Source organism: Streptosporangium nondiastaticum (assembly GCF_003011965.1).
GTDB lineage: Bacteria > Actinomycetota > Actinomycetes > Streptomycetales > Streptomycetaceae > Streptomyces > Streptomyces nondiastaticus.
Genome location: NZ_PXWG01000024.1, coordinates 46,037 through 71,169, shown reverse-complemented (window position 1 = coordinate 71,169; position 25,133 = coordinate 46,037). Strand labels below are relative to the sequence as shown.

Here is a 25,133-nt window from a genome sequence, read left to right as displayed (position 1 = left end):
CTACTGGACCCCCGAGCGGATGCGCGCGGCCGCGCCGCTCGACCTGCCCGCCGTGGCCCCCGGCACGCTCTCCGCCCCGGCCGCCCGGGGCGAGGCCCGCACGGTCGCCGCGACCGCCCCGGCCGGCGGCTCCCTCGCGGCCTTCCCCCAGCAGGGCGGGCCGTGGACCGGCGGGGGCGCCGTCACGAAGACCGCGGGCCGGGTGTTCTTCACCATGCAGGGCCGCAACGCCTCCTGCTCGGGCGACGCCGTCACCAGCAGCAACGGCAGCGTCGTGATCACGGCCGGGCACTGCGTCAAGTACCAGGGGAACTGGCACACCAACTGGACCTTCGTCCCCGGCTACCACGACGGGCAGACGCCCTACGGCACCTGGGCGGCCACCAAGACGCTCTCCACGCCCCAGTGGACGGCCAGTGAGGACATGAACTACGACATCGGCGCCGCGGTCGTCGCCCCGCTCGGCGGCAAGCGGCTCGGCGAGGCCGTGGGCGGTCAGGGCCTGCAGTTCAACGGTGACTACAACAAGCCCATGTACGCCTTCGGGTTCCCCGCGGCGTCCCCGTACGACGGCACGAAGCTCATCCACTGCAGCGGGAACTCCACCAAGGACTTCCTGCTGACCAAGGACCACGGGCTGAGCTGCAACATGACCGGCGGCTCCAGCGGCGGGCCCTGGTTCGCGTCGTTCGACGAGGCCACCGGCACCGGTCTGCAGGCGTCGGTGAACAGCTTCGGGTACACGTTCCTGCCGAACACGATGTTCGGACCGTACTTCGGCGACGAGGCCAAGGCCCTCTACGAGCAGGCGCAGACGAGCTGACCGGGTGCGCCCGGACAGCGGACGGGGCCCCCGCCATCCGGCGGGGGCCCCGTTTCTCCAGTGCGCCACCAGGGACTCGAACCCCGGACCTGCTGATTAAGAGTCAGCCGCTCTGACCAACTGAGCTAGCGGCGCGAAAGGAATACTACCGTACGAGTGACGGTGCCAGGTTCACCCGGACGAGTCCCTCGTCGAGGGCGGCGATCTCACCGAACGCACCCCGGGTCAGATCGATGCAGCGGCGCGTATCGCGCGGCCCCCTGTCATTGATCCGCACCATGACCGAGTCCCCCGTCGCGGCGTTCGTGACGCGCACACGGGTGCCGAACGGCAGGTCGCGGCTCGCGGCCGTCATCGCCTCCGGGTCGAACGGCTCGCCGCTGGCGGTGGGCCAGCCGTCGAGCCGCTCGCCGGGCGCGCCGTACCACGACGCGAGGCAGCTGTGCGGGAGGCCGTCGCCGCCGGCCCGGGCCGGCAGGGCCGCGGCGGGGGTCAGGGCCGCGGCGAGCGCGACGACGGCCGTGGTGCGGGGGTGCGTCACCGGGTCCGCGCTCCGGCGGCCGGGGCGGAGGAGACCAGTTCCTGCCGTGCCACGCCGACGACGAACTCCCGCAGCCGCTCGACGCACAGCCGCATGTTCTTGTACGCGACATCGGTGTCCGGATAGCGGGCGGCGAACTGCAGGCCCTCGTGGAGCCTGGTGACCCACGCGCACACCTGGTCGCCGTAGGACACCCGGATCAGCCCGTACGCCCTGAGGTCCTGCCACCGCTCCGACCCCGGGATGCCGCGCGCGTCGACGAACGACACGATCGAGTACAGGTCCGGGGACGTGGGCCGGAAGCCGGAGCCCAGCAGGCGCAGGACCCGGGCGAGGGGCATCCGCGCCAGCTGCCTGTTCTCCCGCAGCGCGGCCCGGACCAGCTCCAGCGCGCCGTCGAAGTCCGCCGCCCGCGCCACGGGGACCTCGATCGGCGCGCCGCCCACGTACCAGCCCACCGAGTCCGACCACCGGGACTTCACCCTGGTGTGGAACGGCACGACCGTGCGGTACACCTGCACTCCGCCGATCTCGCGCACGATGAGGCCGACGGCCGCGAGGACGCCCACCAGGCTTCCGCCGTACGGGCGGCAGTACGCCTCGAAGGCGGCGGCGTCCGCGTCGTCCACGAGCATCTCGTGCAGGAACTTCTGGGTCGGCAGCGGCCCTTCGGGATCGAGGCCGAGGTCGACGGGAAAGTTCGGCAGCTTCCCGTCGCACCGGGCGATGAACCCCCGCCAGCGGTCAACGATCGCGTGCGTGTCGTCGATCCGGTCGGCGTCCGTGCGCTCGGTCGCGCAGAAGTCGACGTAGCTGGCGGCCGGTGCCGCGACCACCGCCCGCCCCGCGAGGGCGGCGGCGTAGAGCTCGTGGATCTCGGCGGTGATGCGCTGGATCGAGTACGAGTCGACGTTGCTGTGGTCGAAGGCCATGTAGACGCCGGCGCCGTCGTCCCGGACGACGGCGGCGAAGATGAAGTTCGGCCAGCTGAGCGCGTCCGCGGCGGTGTCGAAGCGATCCTGCAGGTACCGGGTCAGGGTCTCCGCGTCGGAGAAGTGACCGACGTCCTCGCGGTGCAGCACGACGGCGTCGGCGTCCAGCGTGAAGCGCCGCATCTCGTCGCCGACCCAGCGGAAGCCGCTGCGCAGCGTCTCATGGCGAAGTGTCCAGGCGCGCAGCGCGACTTGGAGGACGCCGAGATCGACTTCGCCCGGAATGTCGAAGGCCGTGCCGAGCCACGTCGGCACGAACAGGCCGCCCTCGCGCACCGATCGCGCCGTGCGGACGTGGGACTCCTGCACGTACGCGGGCGGACGCGCATCGTCCGGCAGCTCCAGCGCGGCCTCGACGGCCGTCCGGTGCAGCGTCCACTCCACGAGCCGGCCGGGCCGGATCTCGCATCGCTGGATGTCGGTCATTCGCACGGGTCTCTCCGTTCGCATGCCCCCGGGATGGCTCAATGCCGGATCAACGAGCGGGCGCAGCCGAGGAAACGCGGGGCCTTGATGGCGTGAGGGGAGGACAGGCATGACCGTTCCGGCCATCACGCCGCACGGCACGGTGGGGCGGTACGTGACCGAAGCGCTGCACGACCGGAGCGCGCCCCGGTGACGAGTGCAAGGGGCACTCGCCGTACGCAGCGGGCCATTGGGAAACGGACGCTGGATCCGGGTAAGTTCACACAGGCGGGTGGATTGATCCCACGAACGGCCCTATCGGCTTATTTCCGGTCCGGACGCCAGCATCATGAGGGGCATCCCAGGTCACACCCGCCAGCCGAAGGGGAACCCCATGCGCCTGCCCCCCTCGCTGCTCGTTCTCGCGAGCGCCCTCGCCCTGGCCCTCTCGTCCGCGGCGACCGCCCACGCGCAGGATGAGCTCGGGCTCAACTACCGCTATGTCAGCACCGACACCGACTCGACGGTGGACGCGAGCCTGCCGGAACAGCCACCCATGAACGAATGCATCCTCATCCCGCAAGTCCAAAAACTCGAAAATGGGGCTCCGAACTCGGATGCATTCGCACCCGAGAACACCAGCACCAGAGCCAATGCCCGGATCTACGCGAATGACGAATGCATGGGCACTCCCAAGCTCGTCCTCAAGCCGGGCAGCCCCCAGGAGCCGGACAGTGTCACGTTCCGGTCGGTGAAGTTCGTCCTGCCTCCCTCCAGCGCGTAGACGACGCCGGGAACACGGCTCTGCCTGCATTCCGCTGCCCAAGGCAAGAACGGTTGCCCCCGATGAGGGCACGATCGTCTGTCCTGTAGTCCGCCGCTTACCGGTCCGAAGCGACCGGACGCAGATCATCCGGTCACCTGCTTCGGCCTTGCTCCCATTCCACCTCAGTGAGGACACCCCATGACCGAAAGCATCCGCACCCGTCTCGCCACGGCCCTGTGCACCCTCGCCCTGGCCGCCGGAGGCGTCGTCATCGCAGCGCCCGCCGCCCACGCCGGCGGCCCTGACTGCGCCAATTACCTCGCGGGCGGTAACCCCGCCCGCAGCACGATCGGCGAAGAGCTCGCCTGCGGGCTCGGCGCGACCGGGCTCCCCGTCAGCAAGGATCTGTGCACCACCGTGATGAGCAAGGTCGCCCAGGTCGGCCCGGCCAGGACCGACACCGCCTGCAAGGAAGCCAGCGGCTGACCCGGCGGCCTCGAAGCCCCGGCCGAAACGCCGGGGCTTCGCCATTCGCCCCGGGGACGGACCGGCCCAACGCCCTGGAAGTGCACAGAGCGACGCCTGTTACTTCAGCGGCCTCCCGGACGCAGGAAGCGACGGAGCTTCTGCAACGGCCAGGTGTTGATGACGTCGTCCTTCGTCAGCCAGCCGCGCTGGGCCGTGCCCACGCCGTAGCGCATGTACGGCAGGTGGGTCACCGAGTGGGCGTCGGTGCTGACCGCGAACTTCACGCCGTACCGCTTCGCCCGCAGGACGTCCTCGTCGCACAGGTCCAGCCGCTGCGGGTGGGAGTTGATCTCCAGTGCCGTGCCCGTGCGCGCGCAGGCCTCGAAGACCGCGTCGAAGTCGGCGTCGATGCCGGGGCGCTTGCCGATCTGGCGGGTGGTCGGGTGGCCGATGATCGCCACGTGGGGGTTCTCGCAGGCGCGGATCAGCCGGCGGGTGAGCTCGTCGCGGCTCTGGTTGAAGTGCGAGTGCACCGACGCCACGCACAGGTCGAAGCCGGCCAGGAACTCGTCCGGCCAGTCCAGGTCGCCGTCGGGGCCGATGTTCAGCTCCGTGCCGTGCAGCAGCCGCATCCGCCGGTGCTTGCCGTCCAGGGCCCGCACCCGCTCCCGCTGGGCGAGGATCTTGGCGTCCGTCATGCGCTGCATGTACAGGTTCGGTGCGTGGTCCGTGACGGCGTAGTACGCGTACCCCCGCCGGGCGGCCGCCTCCACCATGGCCTCCAGGGGTGCCACGCCGTCGGTGAGGTCGGTGTGGGTGTGCAGGTCGCCGCGGATGTCGTCCTCGGTGACCAGCTCGGGCAGCTCGTCGCGCAGCCCGGCCGCGATCTCGCCGCGGTCCTCCCGCAGGGTGGGCGGGATCCAGGGCAGGCCCAGGCGGGCGTAGATCTCCTCCTCGGTCGCCGAGACGATCTTCTTGCCGCTCTTGACGTGGAAGAGGCCGTACTCGGAGAGCTTGTACTTGTGGCGGACGGCGAGCTCGCGGACGCGGATGTTGTGGGCCTTGGAGCCGGTGAAGTACAGCAGGCCCGCGCCCCAGGCGTCCGGCGGCAGGACGCGCAGGTCGACCTGGAGTCCCTTCGTGGTGCGGATGGACGTCTTCTTCTCGCCGTGGGCGATGACCTCGGCGGTGACCGGCAGCGCGGTGAAGGCCTCCATCAGCGGGGCGGAGCTGTCCGCGGCGACGAGGATGTCGACGTCGCCGATGGTCTCGCGCATCCGGCGCAGCGAGCCCGCGTACGCGCACCGCTCGCACCCGCCGGCTTCCGACAGCTCGGCGGTGATCTGTTCGGCGACGTCCATGGCGGCGTCGATCAGGATGCGGCCGCCGGCCTGCTGCAGCAGGGCGATGCCGTGCAGGATGTTCTCCTCGGTGCGGGCGCCGAAGCCCTTGAGGTCGCGGAGCTTGTGCTCGTGGACGGCGTCGAGGAGCTGGTCGACGGAGGAGATGTGCAGTTCCTCGTAGAGGAGCATGGCCTTCTTGGGGCCGAGCATGGGGATGGCGATCAGTTCGCGCACGCCGGCGGGGATGACCGCCCGGGCCTCCTCGACCATGGCGACGTGGCCGGTCCGCAGGTATTCGAGGACCTTCTCGGCGATGGACTTGCCGACGCCCGGGATGGCGAGGAGGCCCTTGAGGTCGAGGCGGGACACGTCGGCGTGGTGGCCGCCGATCGCACGGGCGGCCTTCTCGTAGGCGCGGGCCTTGTAGGCGTCGCCGCCGGTGATGGTGACGAGGTCGGCGTACTCCTGCAGCAGCGCCTCGACCTCTTCGTTGGGCCGGGCCATGGATCTGCTGTTCCCCGTGGGACCACGGCCCACACATTCCTCAGAAAATCCCACCATTCTCACCATTCCCGCTGTTTCTACAATGAGAGACGGGGCAGGACCGAACCCGCGCGGGGGAGGTGGTTGAACCATGAAACTCGCACTCGCGGGAGACACCATGCTGGGCCGGGAGGTCGCCGCGCGGCTGGCCACCGACCCGCCGGAGAGCCTGTTCGCCGACGGCGTGGTGGCCGTGGCGCACGAGGCGGACGCCTTCGTCCTCAATCTGGAGTGCGCGGTCTCCGCGCGCGGCGAGCGCTGGCGGGACCCGTTCAAACCGTTCTTCTTCCGGGCTCCGCCCGTGGCCGTGCGCGCCCTGCAGCACCTCGGCGTCACCTGCGTGAACCTGGCCAACAACCACGCCCTCGACTACGGCCCCGAGGCCCTGCTCGACACCGTCCGCCACCTGGCCGACGCGGGGATCGCCTGGACCGGCGCCGGCCGGGACGAGGAGGCCGCGCGGCAGCCGGCGGTCGTCGAGCGGGGCGGCCTGCGGCTGGGCGTCCTCGGGATAACCGACCACCCGCGCGACTTCGCCGCGGGCCCGGACCGGCCGGGCGTCGCCCACGCGGAGCTGGAGTCCGGCGCCCCCGTCTGGCTGCTGCGGACCATCACGGACCTCGCCGCGGACGTCACGCTCGTCACCCCGCACTGGGGCCCGAACATGACCCGCGGGCCCGCCGCGTACATCCGCCGCGCCGCGCAGGAGTTCCTCGCCGCGGGCGCCGCCCTCGTCGCCGGGCACTCCGCCCACGTCTTCCACGGCGTCGCGGACCGGGTGCTCTACGACCTCGGGGACTTCGTCGACGACTACGCGACGGACGACGACCTCCGCAACGACCTCGGCCTGCTCTTCCTCGTCACCTTCGACGGCCCCCGCCCCTCCCGCGTGGAGGCGGTGCCCCTGGCGCTCGACTTCTGCCGCACGCGGCTCGCGGACGCGGCGGAGTCCGCGTGGATCGCCCGCAGGTTCCGCCAGGCCTGCGCCGCCTTCGGCACGGAGGTGACGGAGGCGGGCGGTCGTCTCGTGGTGGAGTGGGAGTAGGACGAAGGGTGAGCCGCCCGCGTCCAGGACGCCTGCACGGTGCTGAAGCGGGTGCTCGGCGGTGCGGTGCGGTGCGCCGCTCCCGCGGTGGGCCTCCTGGGCCGGACGGGCCGCCTATGTCGCCGCAGCCCCTCCTGCTGGAGGGCGAGCGTTCGGACGCCCGGGGCGTGATCGAGGCCGACCTGGCGGCCGCCGCGTACGAGCGGCTGCTCGCGCTGGACCTGGCGGCCTGCGGCGGCCTGACGCTGTCCTGCGACAGGACGGGCGACCGCCGGCTCTGAGGCCGCCCGGCGCGTGACAACGCCGGCATCGGTGCCGGTTCCGACGCCGACTGCCCGCGGATTCCGCCGCCCCCGCCGTCATGGTGACGAGCCGGCGCGGCGAGCCGTCGTCACCGCCGCAGCCCAGACCCGGCCGGACCGGGCGACAGCCACCGGTCGCGGGGCCGGGACATGATGACGAGCCGTCGCGGCGAGCCGGTGTCGCCGCCGTGACGCAGGTCCGGGCAGGCCGGGCGACAGCCATAGAGGGGAGGAAGGCGGGCGGATACGCCCTGGGAGCCTCCGGCCCCGGGCCGACAGGCCCCGAGGGCACCCCTCCTCCAAGCCCACCCCCGTACGCCCCAAGGACTCCCCTTCTCACGGCCCGTCCGCTACGTTCGCCTCGCGTACCGCCCTCCGTCACACCGACGACACGGCCCCGTCCCCGGCGCTCGCTGCTCTTGGAGCAACCGGTTCCCGTCCCCACTCCCCAAGAGGTCCTCACACCCATGCCTGAACTCAACCGGCGGCGGTTCCTCCAGATCGCCGGCGCGACCGCGGGCTACGCGGCCCTGTCGAGCAGCATCGACCGCGCCGCCGCCATCCCGGCCCGCCGTCGTGCCGGAACGATCCAGGACGTCGAGCACATCGTCGTCCTGATGCAGGAGAACCGTTCCTTCGACCACTACTTCGGCACGCTGAAGGGCGTGCGCGGCTTCGGCGACCCGCGCCCGGTGTCCCTGCCCAGCGGCAAGCCGGTGTGGTACCAGTCGGACGGGTCCAAGGAGGTGCTCCCCTACCACCCGGACGCCGAGAACCTCGGCATGCAGTTCATAGCGGGCCTCAACCACGACTGGCAGGGCGGCCACAAGGCCTGGAACCAGGGCCGGTACGATCAGTGGCTGCCCGCCAAGGGCACCGGGACGATGGCCTACCTGACGCGCGAGGACATCCCCTTCCACTACGCGCTCGCCGACGCGTTCACCGTGTGCGACGCCTACCACTGCTCGTTCATCGGCGCGACCGACCCCAACCGCTACTACCTGTGGACGGGGCACACCGGCAACGACGGCAAGGGCGGCGGCCCGGTCCTCGGCAACGAGGAGGCGGGCTACGACTGGACGACGTACCCGGAGCGGCTGGAGAAGGCCGGCGTCTCGTGGAAGGTCTACCAGGACGAGGGCGACGGCCTCGACAAGGCGGGCTCCTGGGGCTGGATCGAGGACGCGTACCGCGGCAACTACGGCGACAACTCGCTCCTCTACTTCAACAGCTTCCGCAACGCCAAGCCCGGTGAGCCCCTCCACGAGAAGGCGCGCACCGGCACGAACGTGAAGAAGGGCGGCGGCTACTTCGACGTCCTCAAGGCGGACGTCAAGGCGGGCAAACTGCCGCAGATCTCCTGGATCGCCGCCCCGGAGGCGTTCTCCGAGCACCCGAACTGGCCGGTCAACTACGGGGCCTGGTACATCTCCCAGGTCCTGGACGCCCTCACCTCGAACCCCGAGGTGTGGAGCAGGACCGCCCTGTTCATCACGTACGACGAGAACGACGGCTACTTCGACCACGTCCTGCCGCCGTTCCCGCCCGCCAACGCCGACCGGGGCCTGTCCACGGTCGACGCCTCGCTCGACGTCTTCGGCGGCAACGCCCGCTACGGCGCGGGCCCCTACGGGCTGGGGCAGCGCGTGCCCATGCTCGTGGTCTCCCCGTGGAGCACCGGCGGCTTCGTGTGCTCGGAGGTCTTCGACCACACCTCGGTCATCCGCTTCATGGAGCGCCGCTTCGGGGTGCGCGAGCCCAACATCTCGCCGTGGCGCCGTGCGGTCTGCGGCGACCTCACCTCGGCCTTCGACTTCGGCCTCCACGACACGGACCCGGCCGGCCTGCCGGACACCGCGGGCTACGAGCCGCCGGACCGCAAGCGGCACCCCGACTACGTGCCGAAGCCGCCCGCGGACCCCTCCCTGCCCGCGCAGGAGGCGGGCTCGCGGCCCACCCGTCCGCTGCCGTACGCGCCGCTGGTGGACGGCTCGGTGACCCCGTTCACCGGGCGGTTCACTCTCGCGTTCGGCGCCGGCGACGCGGCGGGCGTGTGCTTCACCGTCACCTCCGGCAACCGGACGGACGGCCCGTGGACGTACACGGCCGGAGCCGGCAAGCAGCTCTCGGACACCTGGAACACGGCCTACTCCAAGGGCACGTACGACCTGTCCGTGTTCGGCCCGAACGGCTTCCTCCGCACCTTCCGCGGACCGGGCAGGAAGGCGGGGCCGGAAGTGACCGCCCGTCACGACGCCGGCACCGGCGGGATCACGCTGACGATGACGAACGCGGGCGGCAGCACCTGCAGCCTGACGCTCACCGACGCCTACAGCGGGGCGAAGGAGACGTTCCGGGTGCCCGCGGGCGGGCGGCTGGTCCATGCTGTGGACCTGCGCCGCAGCAAGCGCTGGTACGACCTGACCGTCGTCTCCGACACGGACGGCACGTTCCTGCGCCGCTTCGCCGGGCACGTGGAGAACGGCGGGACGGGGGTGAGCGACCCCGCGATCCGGGTGGCGTAGCGGCACACGGAAGGGGTGGTGGGGATGGCGCGCGGTGTGCTCGTGACCGTGTGGGCCGTGGTCCTGCGCACCGGCGCGGACGTCCCCCGGGACACGGCCGGCAAGCGGCGGCTGCGCGCCGAGGCCCGGGCGTGGGTCCGCGGCCGGCTCGCCGAGCGGCTCCGGGCCCCGGCCGCGCGGGTGCAGTGGGAACGGAGCCGGGCCGGGAAGCCTCGGCTCGCCCACGATCCCGGTCTGTACGTGAGCTACAGCCACTCGGGCGGCGTGGTGGTGCTGGCCGCGTGCGCGGGCGGCCCTGTGGGCGTCGACGTGGAGCGCGTCGTCCCCCGGCCGCATCTGCGGGAGCTCGCCGAGGAGTGCCTGGCGCCCTCGGAGTCCGCCTCCTGGCGCGGCACGGCGCCGGGGCGGGAGGCGGACGAGTTCGCCCGGCTGTGGACCCGCAAGGAGGCCGTGCTGAAGGCCTGGGGGCGTGGTTTCCCGGGTTCTCTCGCCGAGGTCGTGACCGGTCCGGGCGCGCGGCCCGGCGAGCCGGCGGTCCTGGCGCTGCCCGCCGCGCTGGGCCCGGTGGGGCTGTGGACGGTGCGCGACCTGGGGGCGCCGGGCGGCTACCGGGCGGCGGTGGCCTGCAGGGCGCCCGCCGCCCGGCTGGACGTCAGGCCGGGGGCCGCGGGAGGGGCATGAGCGTGCGGAGGAGGTCGTCGGTGGACGCGTACGCGCCCCGGAAGCAGGCTTCGACGGACGCGCCCCGTACGTAGTCGCCGGTCAGGGCCAGGCCCTGCAGGTCCTTCGCGAGTTCGGCGAGGGCGGTGAGCGTCGTGGTGTGGAAGGCGGAGTAGGCGCACAGGCCGTGCTCCCAGCGGGCGGAGACGGCGGCGGTGCGGCGGGGCGCGGAGAGGTCGACGTGGGCCCCGAGCTCCTTCTCGGCGAGGTCGGTCAGGCCGTCCGCGTTCGTAAGGCCGTCCGCGTCCGTCAGGCCATCCGTATCCGTCGGGCCGTCCGTATCCGTCGGGCCGTCCCCGGCATGGGGCAGGGCGCGGGCCGCGCGGCCGCTGAAGGTGTACCGGACGAGGTGCCGGTCCCCCACCCCGTAGGCGCCCGCGTTGCTCAGGGGGCTGCCGGGCGGGAAGGTGAGGGCGCGGACGCGCTCGTCGAAGACCGGCCGGTCGTACGCGGCGACGACGACGGCCACCGGAAAGTACCGTACGCGGCCCAGCAGGCGGGCGAGCTGCGGGTGGTGCGGGTGCAGGAGCGCCGCGGCCGCGGGGGCGGGCAGGGCGAGGACGACGGCGTCGGCCGCGAGTTCGGAGGTTGCGCCGCCGGTGGCGGCGCGCACGCCGGTGACGCGGCCGTCCTCGACGGCGAGTGCCGTGACGCGGGTGCGGGTGCGGGTCTCGACGGTTTCGGCGAAGCGGTCGAGGATGCCGTCGAAGCCGCCGATGAGCTGGTCGAAGCTGTCGAGGAGCATGCCGAGGTTGGTGCCGAAGGTGCCCAGGTGGGTCTCGTCGGGCTCGGCGCCGTTCATGCGGACGACGGCGGGGCGCAGCAGCCGCTCCTGCAGGACGGGCCCGAAGTACGCCGAGAGGGCGGGGTCGCCGGTGCGGGCGGCCAGGCGGTCGAACTCGGGGCCGGCGAGGAAGGCGTTGGCGCGGTCGCTGCGGACGTAGCGGGCGAGGCGCAGGATCCTGGCCAGGTCGCGGAGGGGGACGCCGGACAGCAGTCCGGCCAGGCTCACGGCCCGGCTGGTGCTGTCGACGGTGCGGACGCGGCCGTTCTCGATGCGGGAGGAGTTGATGCCGAAGTGCTCCCAGTCGGCGTCGCGGGCGCCCATGGCGGCGGCGAACGCGCGGAAGGAGGCGTATTTGCGGCCGATGTTCTTGCCGCCGAGGGTCACGGTGCGGGAGCCGAGCGGGGCCGCCGCGGAGCGGCCGCCGAGGGCGGGCTGTTCGTCGAGGAGGAGGGGGCGGGCGCCGGCGCGGTGCAGGTTCCAGGCGGCGGCGATGCCCGACCAGCCGCCGCCCACGACGATCACGCGGGGGGAGCCGGGCACTGCGGGCGGCTCAACGGGCATCGGGGTCGCTCCTTCCGGACGGTGCGGCGGTGGCCTTCAGCACCCACTGGGCGAGGTGTGCGCACAGCGCCGCGTTGTGGCGGACCCAGCGGAAGTGGTCGATGCGCTTTCCGCCGGCGGCGTCCGTCGTGTACTGCCAGCGGTCGAGCGCGGCGCGCGGCGCCTTGGACAGCAGGTGTTCGCGCGAGCCGGGCGGGGCGAGGGTGTCGTTGTCCACGCCGATGGCGAGCAGCGGCAGCCCGAGCCGGCCGAGCGCCTGTTCGTAGTCGGTGGTGCTGCCGGTGATGCGGTAGCGGCCGGTGCGGCCCTGCCGGGCCCAGTCGCGCATGACGCCGGTGGTTTGGGTGCCGCCGAAGCCGAACCGTTCGCCGGGCCAGTAGCCGAGTGCGGTGGCGAGGGCGGCGAACAGCTGGCCGGCGGCGAGGTTGCGCAGGCCGAGCAGGCCGCCGAAGCTGCGGTACCAGACGGAGCCGGCGGCGACCAGGACGACGGCGTCGACGGGTTCGCGTCCGGCTGCCGCGTACAGCAGGGCCAGCTGTCCGCCGAGGCTGTGGCCGACGAGGACGAGGGGGCGGCCGGGGAGGGCGGAGCGGACGGCCGCGACGAGGGCCGGCAGGTCCTCCTCGGTCAGTTCTCGGTAGCCGAACCGGACGCCGCGGGCCACCGCCGGGGTCGCCTCGCCCTGCCCGCGCAGGTCGGCCGTGACCACCGTGAGTCCCTCTTTGTGCAGGGCGCGGGCGAACGGCAGGTAGAAGCGGGCGGCGGCGCCCATGGCGGGCAGGACCACGGCCACCGGCCGGCCCGGGTCCGGGTGCTCCAGGACGCGGGCGACGAGCGTGACGCCGTCCGCGGGCTCGATCCGGGCGAGGACCGGCGGTGGCTCGGGGGGCTGTGTCATGGGCACTACTTCATCAGCCTCGGGTATTCGGCGTCGTGTTCCTTGATGTAGACGGTCTCGGGCGTCACCTCGAAGCGGTCCTCGTTGTCGAAGTCCGCGCGGGCCTCGGTGAGGTGGTTCATCAGCACTTCGCCCTTGGTGTTCAGGGTGTGGCGCAGGTAGTCGGTCTGGAGGTTGCCGTGCCAGAGGACACCGAGCTTGTTGACGGTGTACCGGTCGTCGTGCTCGTCGATGACGCCGGCCGCGAGGTGTCCGTCGATGACGTTCCGCACGCGGGCGAAGGCGGCTTCGCCGACCCTCTCCGCACAGGCGTTCAGCAGTGCTTTGTCGAGGGACTTGTAGCGGGGGAACATCACCATGATCCGGTCGAGGACGCCGTCGTGGCCGATGGACTGGAGGGTCTCGGTGGAGGCGCCCTGTTCGTCGACGTTGGCCTGCCACTGGTCGACCTTCTCCGGGTTGATCGACACCATGTCGCGGAGGTTGCCGCGGGCGGCGCAGCCGACGCCGATGATGTCCTGCCGGGCGCAGTGCGCGGTCTGGTACTGGGAGCGTTCGGGGCGCTTGGACCAGGTCTCGGCGATGGTGTTGTGGTAGCCGGCCGCGCTGAGCGTGTCGTAGAGGTGCTCGCGCATGGCGAGCAGCTGCCAGGGGCTGCCGGGCTGTTCGACCCTGCCGTCCATGATGAGCTTGTGGAGGGGGCGGTAGGGCAGGTAGATGGTGGTGAACAGGTCGATCTCGGCGGGGTCGTAGCAGTCGAGGAGCTCGGCGAGCTCGCTCTGGAAGCCCTCCAGGGTCTGGCCGGGCAGGTCGTACATCATGTCGACGCAGGTGTCGGCCCGGTAGTCCAGGTCGCGCATGCGGTTGAAGACGGCGTCGACGTCGTCGCGGGTGTCCAGGCGGCCGATCTTGCGGTGGATCTTGGCGTCGAGGGTCTCGATGCCGAAGGTGACGCGGTCCCAGCCGTGGTCCTTGAGGACGTCGAGGAGCCCGGGGCGGCGCAGGGTGCGGGGTTCGCCGGTGAAGGACTTCTCGATGGTGTCGAAGTTCGGGACGACCTTGCGGAGGTGGGCGCTCAGCCGCTCGACGGCGGAGACGGGGAGGGTGGAGGGGCTGCCGCCGCCTATGTAGATCGCGGTGAACTCGCGCGCCTGCACGTAGGGCTGGCGCATGTACCAGTCGATCTCCTTGATGAGGTAGTCGGTGTAGCGCTCCAGCCGCTCGGAGTCCTGCTTCGGGTAGTGGTAGCGGTTGAAGTTGCAGTAGTGGCAGAACGACTTGCAGTAGGGCACGTGGATGTACATCATGATGCGGTCGTTGAGGTTGCCGCCCGGGTCGCTCAGGCTGCGGATGTTCTCGACGACCTTCTCGCGCGGGACCTGGTGCCAGTCCATGGTGGCGAAGTTGGGCATGATGTAGTGCGAGACGGTCATGACGCCGTCGAAGGGGACGGGCCGCGAGGGGCTGTCTCCCAGGTAGTACGGCTCCGGGTGCGCGGTCACCGGTGACATGGTTCCTCCTGCTCGTGGAGTGCGTGCTCGGGGTGTGCTCGGGCTGCCGCCCGCCAGCGGATGACGCCCGCTCCCCAGACGAAGCCGGCGCCGAACGCCGCCATCGCGATCCGGTCGCCGGGGTGCAGGCGGCCGCGGTTCCTGGCCTGCCGCAGGGCGAAGGGGATGGACGCCGACGAGGTGTTGCCCACGTTCTCGATGCTGATCTCGGTGCGGGACGGCGGGACGCCGAGCTCCGCGGCGACGGCCCGCAGGATCCGGGCGTTCGCCTGGTGGCCGATGAAGAGGCCGACGTCGGCGAGGGAGAGGCCGCAGCCGGTGAGGACGGCGCGAGTCTGCTCGACCATGGTGGCGACGGCGAACTCGTAGACCTCGCGGCCGCTCATGCGCAGCAGCCGGTCGGCCGGGTCCGCGTACAGCAGGTCCTCGTGGCGGCCGTCCGAGCCGAGGCGGAAGCTGGGCCGCTCGCCGTCGCCCGGCCCGGCGGGGGTGACGACGACGGCGCCGGCGGCGTCGCCGAAGAGGACGGCGGTGGAGCGGTCGGTGGTGTCGGTGATGCGGGAGAGCGCCTCGGCCGCGCACACCAGGACGCAGCGGGCCCGGCCGGACTCGATCTGCGCGCAGGCGTGGTCGAGGGCGTAGAGGAAGCCGGCGCAGGCGGCGTTGAGGTCCATCGCGGGCGGGTGGGGGGCGCCGAGCCGGGTGGCGAGCCCGGGAGCGATGCCCGGGGTGATGCGGTCGGGGGTGACGGTGGAGACCACCACGTGGTCGACCTCGCGGGCGTCGCGCCCGGCGTCGGCGAGCGCCTCGCGGCAGGCCTGCTCGGCGAGGCCGGCCAGCGATTCGCCCGGGCCCAGCCAGTGGCGGGTGTGGATGCCGGTGCGTTTGACGATCCACTCGTGCGAGGTGCCCAAGGGGATGAAGTGGTCGTTGCCGAGGACGGTGGCGGGCAGGGCCGCGCCGACGCCGGCGATCGTTGCGGTGGTCATCGTGCGCTCCGGGGCGGCGCGGTGGGCGTGGGCGCGCGGGCCGCGCGGCCGGGGTGGTCGGCCTCCGGTACGGCCTCGACCGTGATCTCCAGTTCGGCCACGGCTTCTCCGCGCTGTTCCACCGTGACGGCAAAGGTTTCCGTGCCGGTGTTCTCCAGGGGCCGGGCCCGGCAGCGGGCGGGTGCGGACTGCTCTGCGAAGGCCAGGAACCGGGCCCGGCAGCCGGTCGCGAGGAGGGCGCCGGCCGGTACGGCACGGGTGCGCGCCCGGGCGGCCAGGGCGGTCTGCCGGGCCGCCTCCATCAGGAGCATGCCGGGCAGGTGGTCGAGGGCGTGGTCGTAGAAGACGGGGTCCTGCGGGTCGGCCACGATGTCGGCCACGGTCTCCCCGGGCTCACCGCCGGCTTCGGGGTGTTCGGTGCGCAGGCCGCCGATGACGACGTTGCGGGGGTCGGTGCGGCCGACCGCGGAGGGCTCGCAGCGCGGCGGCGCTTCGCCCGTGCCGGGGGCCCGCGGCCCGCTGCTGCCGGCGCGCAGGTCGTCGTAGGAGTCCCCTTCCAGGAACAGCAGGGTTCCGGTGAAGCGGGCCGCGTCGCGGCCGCCGATGCGGCAGGTCGCGGCGCCGCGCAGGCTGCGCACCGAGCCGTCGCGGCGGCGGCGCAGCCGGTCGATGTCGAGCTCCACCAGGAGGTCGGCGGGTTCGGGGCCGGTGCGCACCGCTTCCAGGGTGGTGAAGGCGATGCCGAGGTCGCCGAGCACGAAGCGGCGGTCGAGGGGGACGTGCAGCAGTTCGTGGACGATGGCCTCGACGGTCTGGCGCGCGGCCTCTCCGACGAGGAGGAGGTCGTGGTACGGGGCGCGGGTGTCGTTGTAGTGGCGGTGCAGCCGGGGCAGCTGGGCCGTGCCGAGCAGGCGCCCGCCGCTCTCCGCCACGGCCGTGGTCAGGACCTGTTCCACGGCGCGCTTGTGGACGAGGCGGCGGTGGACGGTGCGGTCGGCGGTCAGGGCGGGGGCTTCGGCGGGGCTCGTCGTGCCGGTGTTCACGGCCGCCTCCGTCCGCCGGCGGGCAGGCCCATGCCGGCGGTGCGCATCCCGCCGTCGGCGTGGAGGACTTCGCCGGTGATGCCGCGGGCCAGGCCGGAGAGCAGGAAGAGCACCGGGCCGGGCACCACCTCGGCCGCGGCCGTGGCGCTGTCCCAGCCCAGGGGCGCGTTGCGGGCCCAGTGGGTGTCGAGCGCGTCGAAGGTGGTGACGCCGCGCCCGGAGACGGTGTCGACGGGCCCGGTCGCCACGAGGTTGACGCGGATTCCCTGCGGGCCGAGGTAGAGGGCGAGGTAGCGGCACACGGACTCCAGGGCGGCCTTGGCCACGCCCATCCAGTCGTAGCCGGGCCAGGCCCGGGAGCCGTCGAAGTCGACGCCGACGACGCTGCCGCCCCCGGCTCCGCGCTGCAGGAGCGGGGCGAGTGCGGTGACCAGGGCCTGGAGGGAGACCGCGCTGGTGCGGAAGGCGAGTTCGGCGCTCTCGGGCTGCGTGGTGAGGAAGGCGCCGCCGAGCGCGCCGGTCGGGGCGGCCGCGATGGCGTGGACGGCCCCGTCGAGCACGGGCCAGCGCTCCTCGACCGTCGCGGCGAGGGCGGCGAAGTCGCCGGGCCGGGTCGCGTCGAGCTCCAGGACCTCGGCCGGCTTGGGGAGGTCGGCGGCGGCGAGTTCGGTGATCCGCCGGCTGCGGCCGTGGCCCGTCAGCAGCACGTCGGCGCCGGCCAGCTGGAGTTCCCTGGCGATGTGCCAGGCGATGGAGTCGCTGGTGAGGACGCCGGTGACCACGTAGCGCCGGCCGGGGAGCTGGATCACGCGGCCCTCCCGTCGGGGGCCGCCCGCAGGACGAGGACGGCGTTGTGGCCGCCGAACCCGAAGGAGGTGGACAGCGCGGTGAGCGGGCCGTGCCCGTTCGCCGTGAGGGGGCGGGCGGTGGTGACGTGGTCGAGGGCGCCGAGCTCCGGGTCGGGGTCGCGCAGGCCGACGGTCGGTGGTGCGGTCCGGTGGTGCAGGGCCATGACGGTGGCGACCGCCTCCACGGCACCGGCCGCGCCCAGCAGGTGCCCGACGGACGACTTGGTGGAGGAGAGCGGGATGCTCGCGAGGGCGTCGCCGAGGCTGCGCCGGAGCGCGGCCGCCTCCGCGCGGTCGTTGAGGACGGTGCCGGTGCCGTGGGCGTTGATGTAGTGCAGGTCCTCGGGGGTGATGCCGGCGTCGGCGAGGGCGCCGCGGACGGCCCGCGCGGCGCTCTCGCCGGCCGGGTCGGGTGCCGTGAGGTGGTGGGCGTCGGTGCCGGCCGCGTAGCCGGCGAGTTCGGCGAGGACCGGCGCGCCGCGCTCGCGGGCCGCATCGGCGTCCTCCAGGACGAGGATGCCGGCGCCTTCGCCGAGCCGGAAGCCGTCGCGGCCGCGGTCGAAGGGCACGGAGGTGCCGGTCGGCGAGAGGGCGCCGGCGTTGAGGAACGCGGCGCGGACGATGGGCGACGTGGCGGCTTCGGCGCCGCCGACCACGGCCGCGTCGGCCTCGCCGGACCGGATCAGGCGCAGCCCGGCGCCGATGGCCTGGGCGCCGGCGGAGCAGGCGGAGATCACGCAGTGGCTCTCGCCGCGCAGGCCGTGGCGCAGGGCGATCTGGGCGGCCGCGGCGTTGGCCATCATCATCGGGACCATGAGCGGGGAGACGGCCTCGGGGCCGTCGGCGGCCAGCACGGTCGCTTGCGTTTCGAAGGTCTCCAGGCCGCCGACGCCCGAGCCGACGAGGCAGGCCACGCGCTCGGGCGCGTACGGGAGCCGGCCGTCCCAGCCGGCCCCGGTCAGCGCTTCCGCGGCGGCGACCAGGGCGAACTGGCAGAACCGGTCGGTCCGGCGCGCCTCGCGCCGTGACAGGGCGGGGGTGGGGTCGAAGTCCGTGCAGCGGCCCTCGCCGCCGGCGAAGGCGCTCTCGCCGGCCACGGCCCGCCGGTGGAGCGGGCCGGTGCCGGTGCCGAGGGAGGTGACCGCGCCCGCCCCCGTGACGGCCACAGCGCGAGCGGCCATCAGATCCCCGCGGTGCGGCAGATGACGTCGAGGGCCTCTCCGACGGTCTTGACGCCGTCCATGTCCTTGGGGCGCACCTGTATGCCGTAACGCCGTTTCACGGCCTGGCCGAGTTCGACGAGGTCGAGGGAGTCGATCTCCAGATCCTCGAAAGTGGCGTCCGGGGTGATGAGGCCGGGTTCCGCGCCGAATTCGGCCAGTGAGTCGGTGACGAATGCCGTGAGGGATGCGCGGTCGGGCACAGTGGTCATGCGGAACTCTCCGATTCGCTGTCGCACGGGCCGGTAAGGCCGGGCGGCCAAAGGAAAAGGGGTGGGGAATTGCGGTGACGGGAAGAGAACGGAACGGCGGAATCAGCCGTGGGGCAGTTGCGGGACGAACGCCGCCGCGGAGAGCCCGCCGTCGGCCGTCAGGGTGGTGCCGGTGACGTATCCGGCCTCGGGCGAGGCCAGGAAGCGGACGCAGGCCGCGATTTCGGCGGGCCGGGCGGCCCTCCGCAGGGGGATCGCGGTGCGCGCGGAGCGTCTGAGGTACTCGACGTCGCGGACGAGGCCGGTGTCGACGAGGCCGGGTGCGACGGCGTTGACGGTGATGCCGCGCCGTGCGGTCTCGATGGCGACGGACCGGGTGAGCCCTTCGAGCCCCGCTTTGGCGGCGGCGTAGTTGGCCACGCCGGGCAGGGACTGCCGGCCGAGCACGGAGCCGATGTTGACGATGCGCCCGAAGCGCGCCGTCGTCATGCCGGGCAGGGCCCGGCGCGTGGTGCGGTAGACGGCGCCGAGGTTGGTGTCGAGCACCGGCTGCCAGTCGGCCTCCTCCATGGCCGCGAAGACCTGGTCGGCCCGGATGCCCGCGTTGTTGACGAGGACGAGGACCGGGCCGTGGCGGGCCTCGGCCGCCGCGAAGAGCGCTTCGACGGCCGTGGGGTCGGTGACGTCGGCCCGGACGGCGAGGGCCGTGCCGCCCGCCCGCTCGATCGCCGCCACGACCTCCCCGGCCGCCGCCTCGTCCTGCCGGTAGCAGAGGGTGACGGGCCAGCCGTCGGCGGCGAGGGCGCGGGCGATCGCGGCGCCGATGCCGCGGGAGGCCCCCGTCACCAGGGCCGATCCGGCGGGGCGGGAAGCGGGGTGGTGCTCGGCCGGTGTTTCCGGACAGGACTGAGCGTTGCGCGACATGCATTTCCCCCGTAGCGGGCAGCGCTGTTCGGCAAGGACCTCGCGGTCGCTGCTGTCTGGACCTTAGAACGGTGATCTTGGAAAGTCACTAGTCGTTCTTGACTGGTTGTCGGTTACAGGTGTCGTGTCTAACCTCGCCTCCATGAAGGAGAATTCGGCCGCCGAGCCGGTGGATTCGACATGTACGGGACGAGTGGAATCACCGTGCGTGCAAGTGCAAACGCAGGACGGGATCGCCCTGCTGACCCTGAACCGCCCCGCGACGGGTAATTCCATGAATGCCGGGCTGCTGATGGAGCTGCGTTCCGCATTGCGCGAGTTGGCGGCGCAAACCGGGCTGCGCGGGGTGCTGATCACCGGGGCCGGGAAGGCGTTCTCGCTCGGCGGGGACGTCCGCGCGTACCACCGGGCCCTGTCGAGCGACTCCTTCGACGCCGCCGCCTACGGCGATCGTCTGACGTCGCTGCTCTCGGAGGTCGTGCTCACCGTACGGTCCATCGGCGCTCCGGTGCTGGCCGCCGTGAACGGCCAGGCGGCGGGGGCCGGTTTCTCGCTGGCCCTCGCCTGCGACCTCCGGCTGGCCTCGCGGCGCGCGTCGTTCCACTTCGCGTACGGGGCGATCGGCGCGTCCACCGACGCGGGGATGGCGTGGTTCCTGCCCCGGGTGGTCGGCTATCCGCGCGCGCTGGAGCTGCTGCTGGAGCAGCCGGTGCTACGGGCCGCTCAGGCGCGGCGCGAGGGCCTGGTGAGTGCGGTGGTGGAGCCGGAGGAGCTGGTCGGGGCGGGCCTGGCGCGCCTGCGGGAGCTGGCGGACGCCGCGCCGCACGCCGTCCGCAGCGCCAAGCGGCTGCTGGACCGGAGTCTGTCGACGGACCTGGCCGAGCATCTGGAGCTGGAGCGCCGGGACTTCGCGGAGGGCGTCGCCTCGCAGGACATGCGGCACGGGGTCACGGCTCTGCTCGACGGGGAGTGGCCGCGCTTCCAGGGGCGCTGACCTCCTCCTCCGCGGCGACGGCGGGAGCGCGGCCGTCCCGGCCGGTGCCGCCCGTGAGGAAGAGGGTGAGGAGGATCGCCGGCACCGTGCTCGCGGCGGCGAGGAGCCAGCCCCGCTGCAGGGCGTGGCGCAGGGCGTCCGGCGCGGGCGTGCCGACGGCCGCGACCAGCAGCGCGACCCCGAGCACGGCGCCGGTCTGGCGGGCCGCCGAGTTGGCGGCGGTGCCCACGGCGAACCGGGCCGGAGGGACGTCGGCGAGCGCCGCCGCGCCCAGGCCGGGCAGGCTCGCCCCCGCGCCGATCCCGGTGAGCGCGCTGACGGGCAGCCACGCGCCCGCGAAGTCGGGGTGCGGCCCGATCCACGTCCCGTACAGGCAGGCGCCGGCCGCGAACACCAGCATCCCGGCGACGCACACGGTGCGGGCCCCGAAGCGGCGGGCCAGCCGCTCGGCGGGGAGGGCCACCAGGGACGCGGCGATCGGGGCGGGCGTGACGGCGAGGCCCGCCCGCAGCGTGGAGTAGTCCCACACCGCCGTCAGGTAGAGGACGTTGCACAGCAGTGTTGCGAAGAAGGCGATGGCGAAGAGCAGGGACGCCGCGTTGGCCACGGAGAAGGACCGCAGCCGCAGCAGGGCGGGGTCGACGACCGGGGCGGCGTGGCGCGCGGAGCGCAGGGCCACCACGAGCAGCGCCGCGGCGGCGAGCGCCAGGAAGCCGAGCGTGGCGGGCGCTCCCCAGCCCCAGTCCTGGCCCTTGACCGCGGCGAGGGCCAGGGCCCCGACGGCGACGCCGAGGACGCCGGCGCCGGGCAGGTCGGGCAGGGGCAGGCCGCGGGGCTCCCGGCTCTCGGTCAGCACCCGCCATCCGGCGGCGGCGGTCACGGCGCCCAGCGGCAGGTTGACCAGGAACACCAGCTCCCAGCCCCGGAGGGCGACCAGCACCCCGCCCACGGACGGGCCGATGCCGGCGGCGACCGCCGAGGCCGCCCCGTACGCGGCGACGGCCGCGGCCCGGCGGGCGGCGGGGAAGACCTCCAGGAGCAGCGCCAGCGAGGTCGGGACGAGGAGGGCGCCGCCCATGGCCTGCAGGACGCGGGCCCCCACGAGCAGCGGCACGTTCCCGGCCAGGGCGCACAGCCCCGAGGCCGCGGTGAACACGGCGAGGCCGAGCAGGAAGGAGCGCTTGCGGCCCCAGCGGTCGGCGAGCCGCCCGAAGGGGACGAGGAAGGCGGCGAAGGCGATGTTGTAGCCGTTGAGGACCCAGGAGAGGTCGCCCAGGGAGTTGCGCGGGAAGGAGGTCTCCATGTCGGGGACCGCGATGTTGACGATCGTCGCGTCGAGGAACGCCATGAACGCCCCGACCAGGGTGACGGCGGTGACGGACCTGCGGCGTAACGGCGGCGGGCTGCTCACGAGGACCTCACCAACGGGGCGTCGGGCACAGGCCGGGGACATAGCCCCCTGGTGGAGCCCGGACACTGTATGCCGCTCCGGGCGGGCCGGACAAGGACGCGCGCGCCGCCCGCGGATCACCGGGCGCGGGCCCGCTACCGAGCGTGACGGCTGGTTCTTCCCGTTCGCGCCGCGGAAGGGGGCGGGGTAGACATGGGATATGGCCCGAATCCGGGACCGCTCCTCGGGGCCCTCGGGCCGCTGGTTCACCGGTCGGCGCCGAGACAGCAGGCGTGAGCCGGGACAGTCGCACCCCGGCTCGCGGGTGCCGTCGGCCGGACGTCTCCGGTCGATGGCGCGCAGCCGCAGTGTTGCCGGTCAGATGTTCCTGCTGCAGCTGCTGATCGTCCTGCTGCTCGTCGTCGCCGCGGTGGTCACGCTGGTGCTCCAGGCGCGGAGTGACAGGTTCCAGGCGGCGCGCGACCGATCGCTCGCCGCCGCACAGACGTTCGCCCACAGCCCCGGCCTGGTCGCGACGCTGCACGGCCCGGACCCCAGCAAGGTGCTCCAGCCGCTGACCGAGGCCGCCCGCAAGGAGGCCGGCGTCGACTTCATCGTCGTGATGAACCGGGACGGCATCCGCTACACCCACCCCCGGCCCGAGCTCATCGGCAAGCACTTCATCGGCACCATCGCGCCCTCGCAGGCCGGGCACGTCACCATCGAGAGCGTCCACGGCCCCCTCGGCGAGGAGGTGCAGGCCGTGGTCCCCGTGGAGGACGACCACAGCAACGTCGTCGGCCTCGTCTCGTCCGGGCTGAAGGTCAGCTCGGTGAGCAGCGCCGTCGACCGGCAGCTGCCGCTCGTCCTCGCCGCCGGCGGCGCCGCGCTCGCCCTGGCCACGGGCGGCGCGGCCCTCGTCAGCAGGCGGCTGCGCCGCCAGACGCACGGCCTCGGCCCGTCCGAGATGACCCGGATGTACGAACATCACGACGCGGTCCTGCACGCGGTGCGCGAGGGCGTCGTCATCGTCGGCGGCGACGGCCGGATCCTGCTCGCCAACGACGAGGCGCGCCGGCTCCTGGACCTGCCGCCGGACGTGGAGGGGCAGCCGGTCACCGGGCTCGGCATCGACCCCCGGATGGCGGAGCTGCTGGCCTCCCGGCGCGTCGCCAACGACGAGGTGCTGCCCGTCGGGGACCGGCTGCTCGCGGTGAACAACCGGCCCACGGACCGCCGCGGCGGCCCGCCCGGCAGCGTGGCCACCCTGCGCGACTCCACCGAGCTGCGCGCGCTCGCGGGACGGGCGGAGGCGGCCCGCGAACGGCTCAAGCTGCTGTACGACGCGAGCGTGGCCATCGGCACGACGCTCGACGTCCAGCGCACCGCCGAGGAGCTCACCCAGGTGGCCTCCCCCCGGTTCACCGACTACGCCACCGTCGACCTGGCGGAGCCGGTCCTGCGCGGCGACGAGCCCCGCATGGTGGGGGCGGGCAGCGAGGCGCCCGAGCTGCGCCGGGTGGCGCTCAGCGGGGCCCGCGACGACCACCCCCTGTACCGGGCGGGCGAGGTGCACCGGTTCGCCGCGCCCACGCCCCAGGCCACCGGCTTCGTCAGCGGGAAGGCCATCCTCGTGCCGGACCTCTCGGCCTCCGCGGGCTGGCGCACCCAGGACATCGAGCGGACGCAGGAAATACTGGACTACGGCTTCCACTCCCTGATCACCGTGCCGCTCAAGGCGCGCGGCGTGCTCATGGGCATCGCCAACTTCTGGCGGACGGAGGGCAGCGACACCTTCGAGGAGGACGACCTGTCCCTGGCGGAGGAGCTGGCGGCGCGGGCCGCGGTGTGCATCGACAACGCCCGGCGGTTCACGCGCGAGCACGCCATGGCGGTCACGCTGCAGCACAGCCTGCTGCCGCGCGGCCTGCCCGAGCAGAACGCCCTCGACATCGCCTACCGCTACCTGCCGGCCCAGGCGGGGGTCGGCGGCGACTGGTTCGACGTCATCCCGCTGCCCGGGGCGCGCGTCGCGATGGTCGTCGGCGACGTCGTCGGCCACGGCCTGCACGCCGCCGCCACGATGGGCCGGCTCCGTACGGCCGTGCAGAACTTCTCCGCCCTGGACCTGCCGCCGGACGAGCTCCTCGGTCACCTCGACGAGCTCGTCGGCCGCATCGACCAGGAGTCCGCGGGCACGGACGAGGAGGCCGCGATCGCCGGCGCCACCTGCCTGTACGCGATCTACGACCCGGCCACGGGCGTGTGCGCCATGGCCCGGGCCGGGCACCCCCTGCCGGCGCTCGTGCACCCCGACGGCTCGGTCGAGTTCCCCGAGCTGCCCGCCGGGCCGCCGCTCGGCCTCGGCGGGCTGCCCTTCGAGGCCGGGGAGCTGCAGCTGGCCGAGGGCAGCAGCCTCGTGCTCTACACCGACGGCCTCGTCGAGGACCGCAAGCGGGACATCGACGCCGGCCTCGCGATCCTCCGCGACACGCTGTCCCGTGCCGGGCGGACGCCCGAGGAGACCTGCGACGCGGTGATCAGCGCGCTGCTCCCGGCCCGGCAGCGCGACGACATCGCCCTCCTCGTCGCCCGCACCCGCCTCCTCCCGGCCGACCGGTCGGCCGAGTGGGAGCTGCCCTCCGATCCCGCGGTCGTCTCGCGCGCCCGCGCCGACGTCACGCAGCAGCTGTCCGACTGGGGCATGGACGAGGCCGCGTTCACCACCGAGCTGATCCTCAGCGAGCTCATCACCAACGCCATCCGCCACGCCTCGGGGCCGGTCCGCGTCCGCCTGCTGCGCGACCGCGCCCTGATCTGCGAGGTCGCCGACGGCAGCAGCACCTCGCCCCACCTGCGCTACGCGGCGGCGGAGGACGAGGGCGGCCGGGGCCTGTTCCTCGTCGCTCAGCTGGCCGAGCGGTGGGGCACGCGGTACACCCCGGAGGGCAAGGTGATCTGGGCGGAACAGCCGTTGCCGTGATGCGGCGGGAACAGGCCGGCCCGGGCGGGTTCGACCGGATGGGCCGTCCCGGCGGGGAAGAAGGCGAGGAACACTCCGGCCACGACGCCGGACACACGGACACTGAGACGCTTCCACATGGCGTCGTGACTACCCCCCGCGGGCGGGGCATGCGCGGCGCGGGGCCCGGTTCAGCCGATCGGGGAATGCGGGGAACCCAAGTTCCGCAGGGCGGGCGCGAGTTGGATGTTGCGCGGGCCACCCGCGTCCGCGCGCCGGGGGCGGCGCCCGGCGGCGCAGCGAGGCCGGCGCCGGATCCCC

Annotated in this window: 22 protein-coding genes and 1 tRNA gene; 9 read left to right on the top strand and 14 right to left on the bottom strand. The window is 73.4% G+C overall.

The features are described 5' to 3' along the window. Positions 1–823: trypsin-like serine peptidase (locus B7P34_RS12890; protein WP_106676014.1), on the top strand; the 823-nt coding region annotated here is incomplete at its 5' end. A 61-nt stretch (positions 824–884) separates the two neighbouring features. Here B7P34_RS12890 and B7P34_RS12885 read toward each other — a convergent pair. The 3 genes from B7P34_RS12885 to B7P34_RS12875 all read right to left on the bottom strand — a co-directional run bounded on the left by B7P34_RS12885 (position 885) and on the right by B7P34_RS12875 (position 2,782). Next, positions 885–958: transfer RNA gene (locus B7P34_RS12885), tRNA-Lys, on the bottom strand. 10 nt (positions 959–968) lie between these two features. Next, a complete protein-coding gene (locus tag B7P34_RS12880) occupies positions 969–1,364 on the bottom strand; it encodes a septal ring lytic transglycosylase RlpA family protein (protein ID WP_106676006.1) in 396 nt (131 codons plus the stop codon). Continuing rightward, entirely contained in the window at positions 1,361–2,782 is a 1,422-nt protein-coding gene (locus B7P34_RS12875) for a condensation domain-containing protein (RefSeq protein WP_106676004.1), read from the bottom strand. Before B7P34_RS12875 ends, B7P34_RS12880 begins: the two co-directional genes overlap by 4 nt. Before the next feature lie 373 nt (positions 2,783–3,155). Here B7P34_RS12875 and B7P34_RS12870 point away from each other — a divergent pair, with 373 nt between their 5' ends. Both B7P34_RS12870 and B7P34_RS12865 read left to right on the top strand, forming a co-directional pair. Beyond that, positions 3,156–3,545, top strand: a complete 390-nt coding sequence (locus B7P34_RS12870) for a hypothetical protein (protein WP_106676002.1) — start codon at positions 3,156–3,158, stop codon at positions 3,543–3,545. A gap of 180 nt (positions 3,546–3,725) precedes the next feature. Continuing rightward, a complete protein-coding gene (locus B7P34_RS12865; protein WP_106676000.1) occupies positions 3,726–4,013 on the top strand; it encodes a hypothetical protein in 288 nt (95 codons plus the stop codon). A 104-nt stretch (positions 4,014–4,117) separates the two neighbouring features. Here B7P34_RS12865 and polX read toward each other — a convergent pair whose 3' ends face one another. Next, positions 4,118–5,842, bottom strand: a complete 1,725-nt coding sequence (gene polX / locus B7P34_RS12860) for a DNA polymerase/3'-5' exonuclease PolX (RefSeq protein WP_106675998.1) — start codon at positions 5,840–5,842, stop codon at positions 4,118–4,120. Between the two features lie 130 nt (positions 5,843–5,972). On the opposite strand from polX, the gene B7P34_RS12855 reads away from it, so the two are divergent. From B7P34_RS12855 to B7P34_RS12845, 4 genes are all read left to right on the top strand, one after another. Next, entirely contained in the window at positions 5,973–6,926 is a 954-nt protein-coding gene (locus tag B7P34_RS12855; protein WP_106675996.1) for a CapA family protein, read from the top strand. Positions 6,927–7,042: 116 nt separating this feature from the next. Next, the gene (locus tag B7P34_RS37460) at positions 7,043–7,207 is read left to right on the top strand and encodes a hypothetical protein (protein WP_189382732.1); all 165 of its coding nucleotides are present in this window, start codon (positions 7,043–7,045) and stop codon (positions 7,205–7,207) included. Positions 7,208–7,695: 488 nt separating this feature from the next. Then, positions 7,696–9,753: a phosphocholine-specific phospholipase C gene (locus B7P34_RS12850; protein ID WP_106675994.1), complete on the top strand. Its 2,058-nt coding sequence runs from the start codon at positions 7,696–7,698 to the stop codon at positions 9,751–9,753. Between the two features lie 24 nt (positions 9,754–9,777). Further along, on the top strand, positions 9,778–10,434 hold the full coding sequence (locus tag B7P34_RS12845; protein ID WP_106675993.1) for a 4'-phosphopantetheinyl transferase family protein: 657 nt from the start codon (positions 9,778–9,780) through the stop codon (positions 10,432–10,434). Here the strand turns inward: B7P34_RS12845 and B7P34_RS12840 are convergent. The 9 genes from B7P34_RS12840 to fabG form a co-directional block, all read right to left on the bottom strand. Further along, entirely contained in the window at positions 10,406–11,821 is a 1,416-nt protein-coding gene (locus B7P34_RS12840; protein WP_106675992.1) for an FAD-dependent oxidoreductase, read from the bottom strand. The genes B7P34_RS12845 and B7P34_RS12840 overlap by 29 nt on opposite strands. Continuing rightward, a complete protein-coding gene (locus tag B7P34_RS12835) occupies positions 11,811–12,719 on the bottom strand; it encodes an alpha/beta hydrolase family protein (RefSeq protein ID WP_146166805.1) in 909 nt (302 codons plus the stop codon). The genes B7P34_RS12840 and B7P34_RS12835 overlap by 11 nt, the downstream gene beginning before the upstream one ends. 5 nt (positions 12,720–12,724) lie before the next feature. Next, entirely contained in the window at positions 12,725–14,230 is a 1,506-nt protein-coding gene (locus tag B7P34_RS12830) for a coproporphyrinogen-III oxidase family protein (RefSeq protein ID WP_106675990.1), read from the bottom strand. Next, positions 14,218–15,219 (bottom strand): 3-oxoacyl-ACP synthase III family protein, encoded by a 1,002-nt coding sequence (locus B7P34_RS12825; protein WP_106675989.1) that lies wholly within the window; start codon positions 15,217–15,219, stop codon positions 14,218–14,220. The genes B7P34_RS12830 and B7P34_RS12825 overlap by 13 nt, the downstream gene beginning before the upstream one ends. Then, complete coding sequence (locus tag B7P34_RS12820) at positions 15,216–16,262, bottom strand: AfsA-related hotdog domain-containing protein (protein WP_106675988.1); 1,047 nt, start codon at positions 16,260–16,262, stop codon at positions 15,216–15,218. The genes B7P34_RS12825 and B7P34_RS12820 overlap by 4 nt, the downstream gene beginning before the upstream one ends. After that, positions 16,259–17,071 (bottom strand): SDR family oxidoreductase, encoded by an 813-nt coding sequence (locus B7P34_RS12815; protein ID WP_106675987.1) that lies wholly within the window; start codon positions 17,069–17,071, stop codon positions 16,259–16,261. The genes B7P34_RS12820 and B7P34_RS12815 overlap by 4 nt, the downstream gene beginning before the upstream one ends. Then, on the bottom strand, positions 17,068–18,291 hold the full coding sequence (locus B7P34_RS12810; RefSeq protein ID WP_106675986.1) for a beta-ketoacyl-[acyl-carrier-protein] synthase family protein: 1,224 nt from the start codon (positions 18,289–18,291) through the stop codon (positions 17,068–17,070). Before B7P34_RS12810 ends, B7P34_RS12815 begins: the two co-directional genes overlap by 4 nt. After that, positions 18,291–18,542: an acyl carrier protein gene (locus B7P34_RS12805; protein ID WP_223267793.1), complete on the bottom strand. Its 252-nt coding sequence runs from the start codon at positions 18,540–18,542 to the stop codon at positions 18,291–18,293. The genes B7P34_RS12810 and B7P34_RS12805 overlap by 1 nt, the downstream gene beginning before the upstream one ends. A gap of 102 nt (positions 18,543–18,644) precedes the next feature. Then, positions 18,645–19,466, bottom strand: coding sequence for a 3-oxoacyl-ACP reductase FabG (fabG, locus tag B7P34_RS12800; protein WP_106675985.1), 822 nt, complete (start codon positions 19,464–19,466; stop codon positions 18,645–18,647). Positions 19,467–19,680: 214 nt separating this feature from the next. On the opposite strand from fabG, the gene B7P34_RS12795 reads away from it, so the two are divergent. Then, positions 19,681–20,460 carry an enoyl-CoA hydratase/isomerase family protein gene (locus B7P34_RS12795; RefSeq protein ID WP_223267792.1) on the top strand — a complete coding sequence of 260 codons (780 nt, stop codon included), beginning with the start codon at positions 19,681–19,683 and terminating at the stop codon, positions 20,458–20,460. Here the strand turns inward: B7P34_RS12795 and B7P34_RS12790 are convergent. Next, entirely contained in the window at positions 20,414–21,871 is a 1,458-nt protein-coding gene (locus tag B7P34_RS12790) for an MFS transporter (RefSeq protein WP_189382728.1), read from the bottom strand. The two genes, B7P34_RS12795 and B7P34_RS12790, sit on opposite strands and share 47 nt — an antisense overlap. Positions 21,872–22,232: 361 nt before the next feature. Between B7P34_RS12790 and B7P34_RS12785 the strand changes: the two genes are divergently transcribed. Continuing rightward, a complete protein-coding gene (locus tag B7P34_RS12785) occupies positions 22,233–24,833 on the top strand; it encodes a SpoIIE family protein phosphatase (protein WP_223267791.1) in 2,601 nt (866 codons plus the stop codon). The last annotated feature ends 300 nt before the right edge of the window (positions 24,834–25,133 follow it).

Excerpts from the sequence above, each read along its gene's own strand:
- B7P34_RS12830 (WP_106675990.1), bottom strand. The coding sequence starts at position 14,230 with ATGTCACCGGTGACCGCGCACCCGGAGCCGTACTACCTGGGAGACAGC.
- B7P34_RS12835 (WP_146166805.1), bottom strand. The coding sequence starts at position 12,719 with ATGACACAGCCCCCCGAGCCACCGCCGGTCCTCGCCCGGATCGAGCCC.
- B7P34_RS12785 (WP_223267791.1), top strand. The coding sequence starts at position 22,233 with ATGTTCCTGCTGCAGCTGCTGATCGTCCTGCTGCTCGTCGTCGCCGCG.
- B7P34_RS12810 (WP_106675986.1), bottom strand. The coding sequence starts at position 18,291 with ATGGCCGCTCGCGCTGTGGCCGTCACGGGGGCGGGCGCGGTCACCTCC.
- B7P34_RS12865 (WP_106676000.1), top strand. The coding sequence starts at position 3,726 with ATGACCGAAAGCATCCGCACCCGTCTCGCCACGGCCCTGTGCACCCTC.
- B7P34_RS12825 (WP_106675989.1), bottom strand. The coding sequence starts at position 15,219 with ATGACCACCGCAACGATCGCCGGCGTCGGCGCGGCCCTGCCCGCCACC.
- B7P34_RS12850 (WP_106675994.1), top strand. The coding sequence starts at position 7,696 with ATGCCTGAACTCAACCGGCGGCGGTTCCTCCAGATCGCCGGCGCGACC.
- B7P34_RS12875 (WP_106676004.1), bottom strand. The coding sequence starts at position 2,782 with ATGACCGACATCCAGCGATGCGAGATCCGGCCCGGCCGGCTCGTGGAG.
- polX (WP_106675998.1), bottom strand. The coding sequence starts at position 5,842 with ATGGCCCGGCCCAACGAAGAGGTCGAGGCGCTGCTGCAGGAGTACGCC.
- B7P34_RS12855 (WP_106675996.1), top strand. The coding sequence starts at position 5,973 with ATGAAACTCGCACTCGCGGGAGACACCATGCTGGGCCGGGAGGTCGCC.
- B7P34_RS12840 (WP_106675992.1), bottom strand. The coding sequence starts at position 11,821 with ATGCCCGTTGAGCCGCCCGCAGTGCCCGGCTCCCCCCGCGTGATCGTC.
- B7P34_RS37460 (WP_189382732.1), top strand. The coding sequence starts at position 7,043 with ATGTCGCCGCAGCCCCTCCTGCTGGAGGGCGAGCGTTCGGACGCCCGG.
- B7P34_RS12845 (WP_106675993.1), top strand. The coding sequence starts at position 9,778 with ATGGCGCGCGGTGTGCTCGTGACCGTGTGGGCCGTGGTCCTGCGCACC.
- B7P34_RS12805 (WP_223267793.1), bottom strand. The coding sequence starts at position 18,542 with ATGACCACTGTGCCCGACCGCGCATCCCTCACGGCATTCGTCACCGAC.
- B7P34_RS12870 (WP_106676002.1), top strand. The coding sequence starts at position 3,156 with ATGCGCCTGCCCCCCTCGCTGCTCGTTCTCGCGAGCGCCCTCGCCCTG.
- fabG (WP_106675985.1), bottom strand. The coding sequence starts at position 19,466 with ATGTCGCGCAACGCTCAGTCCTGTCCGGAAACACCGGCCGAGCACCAC.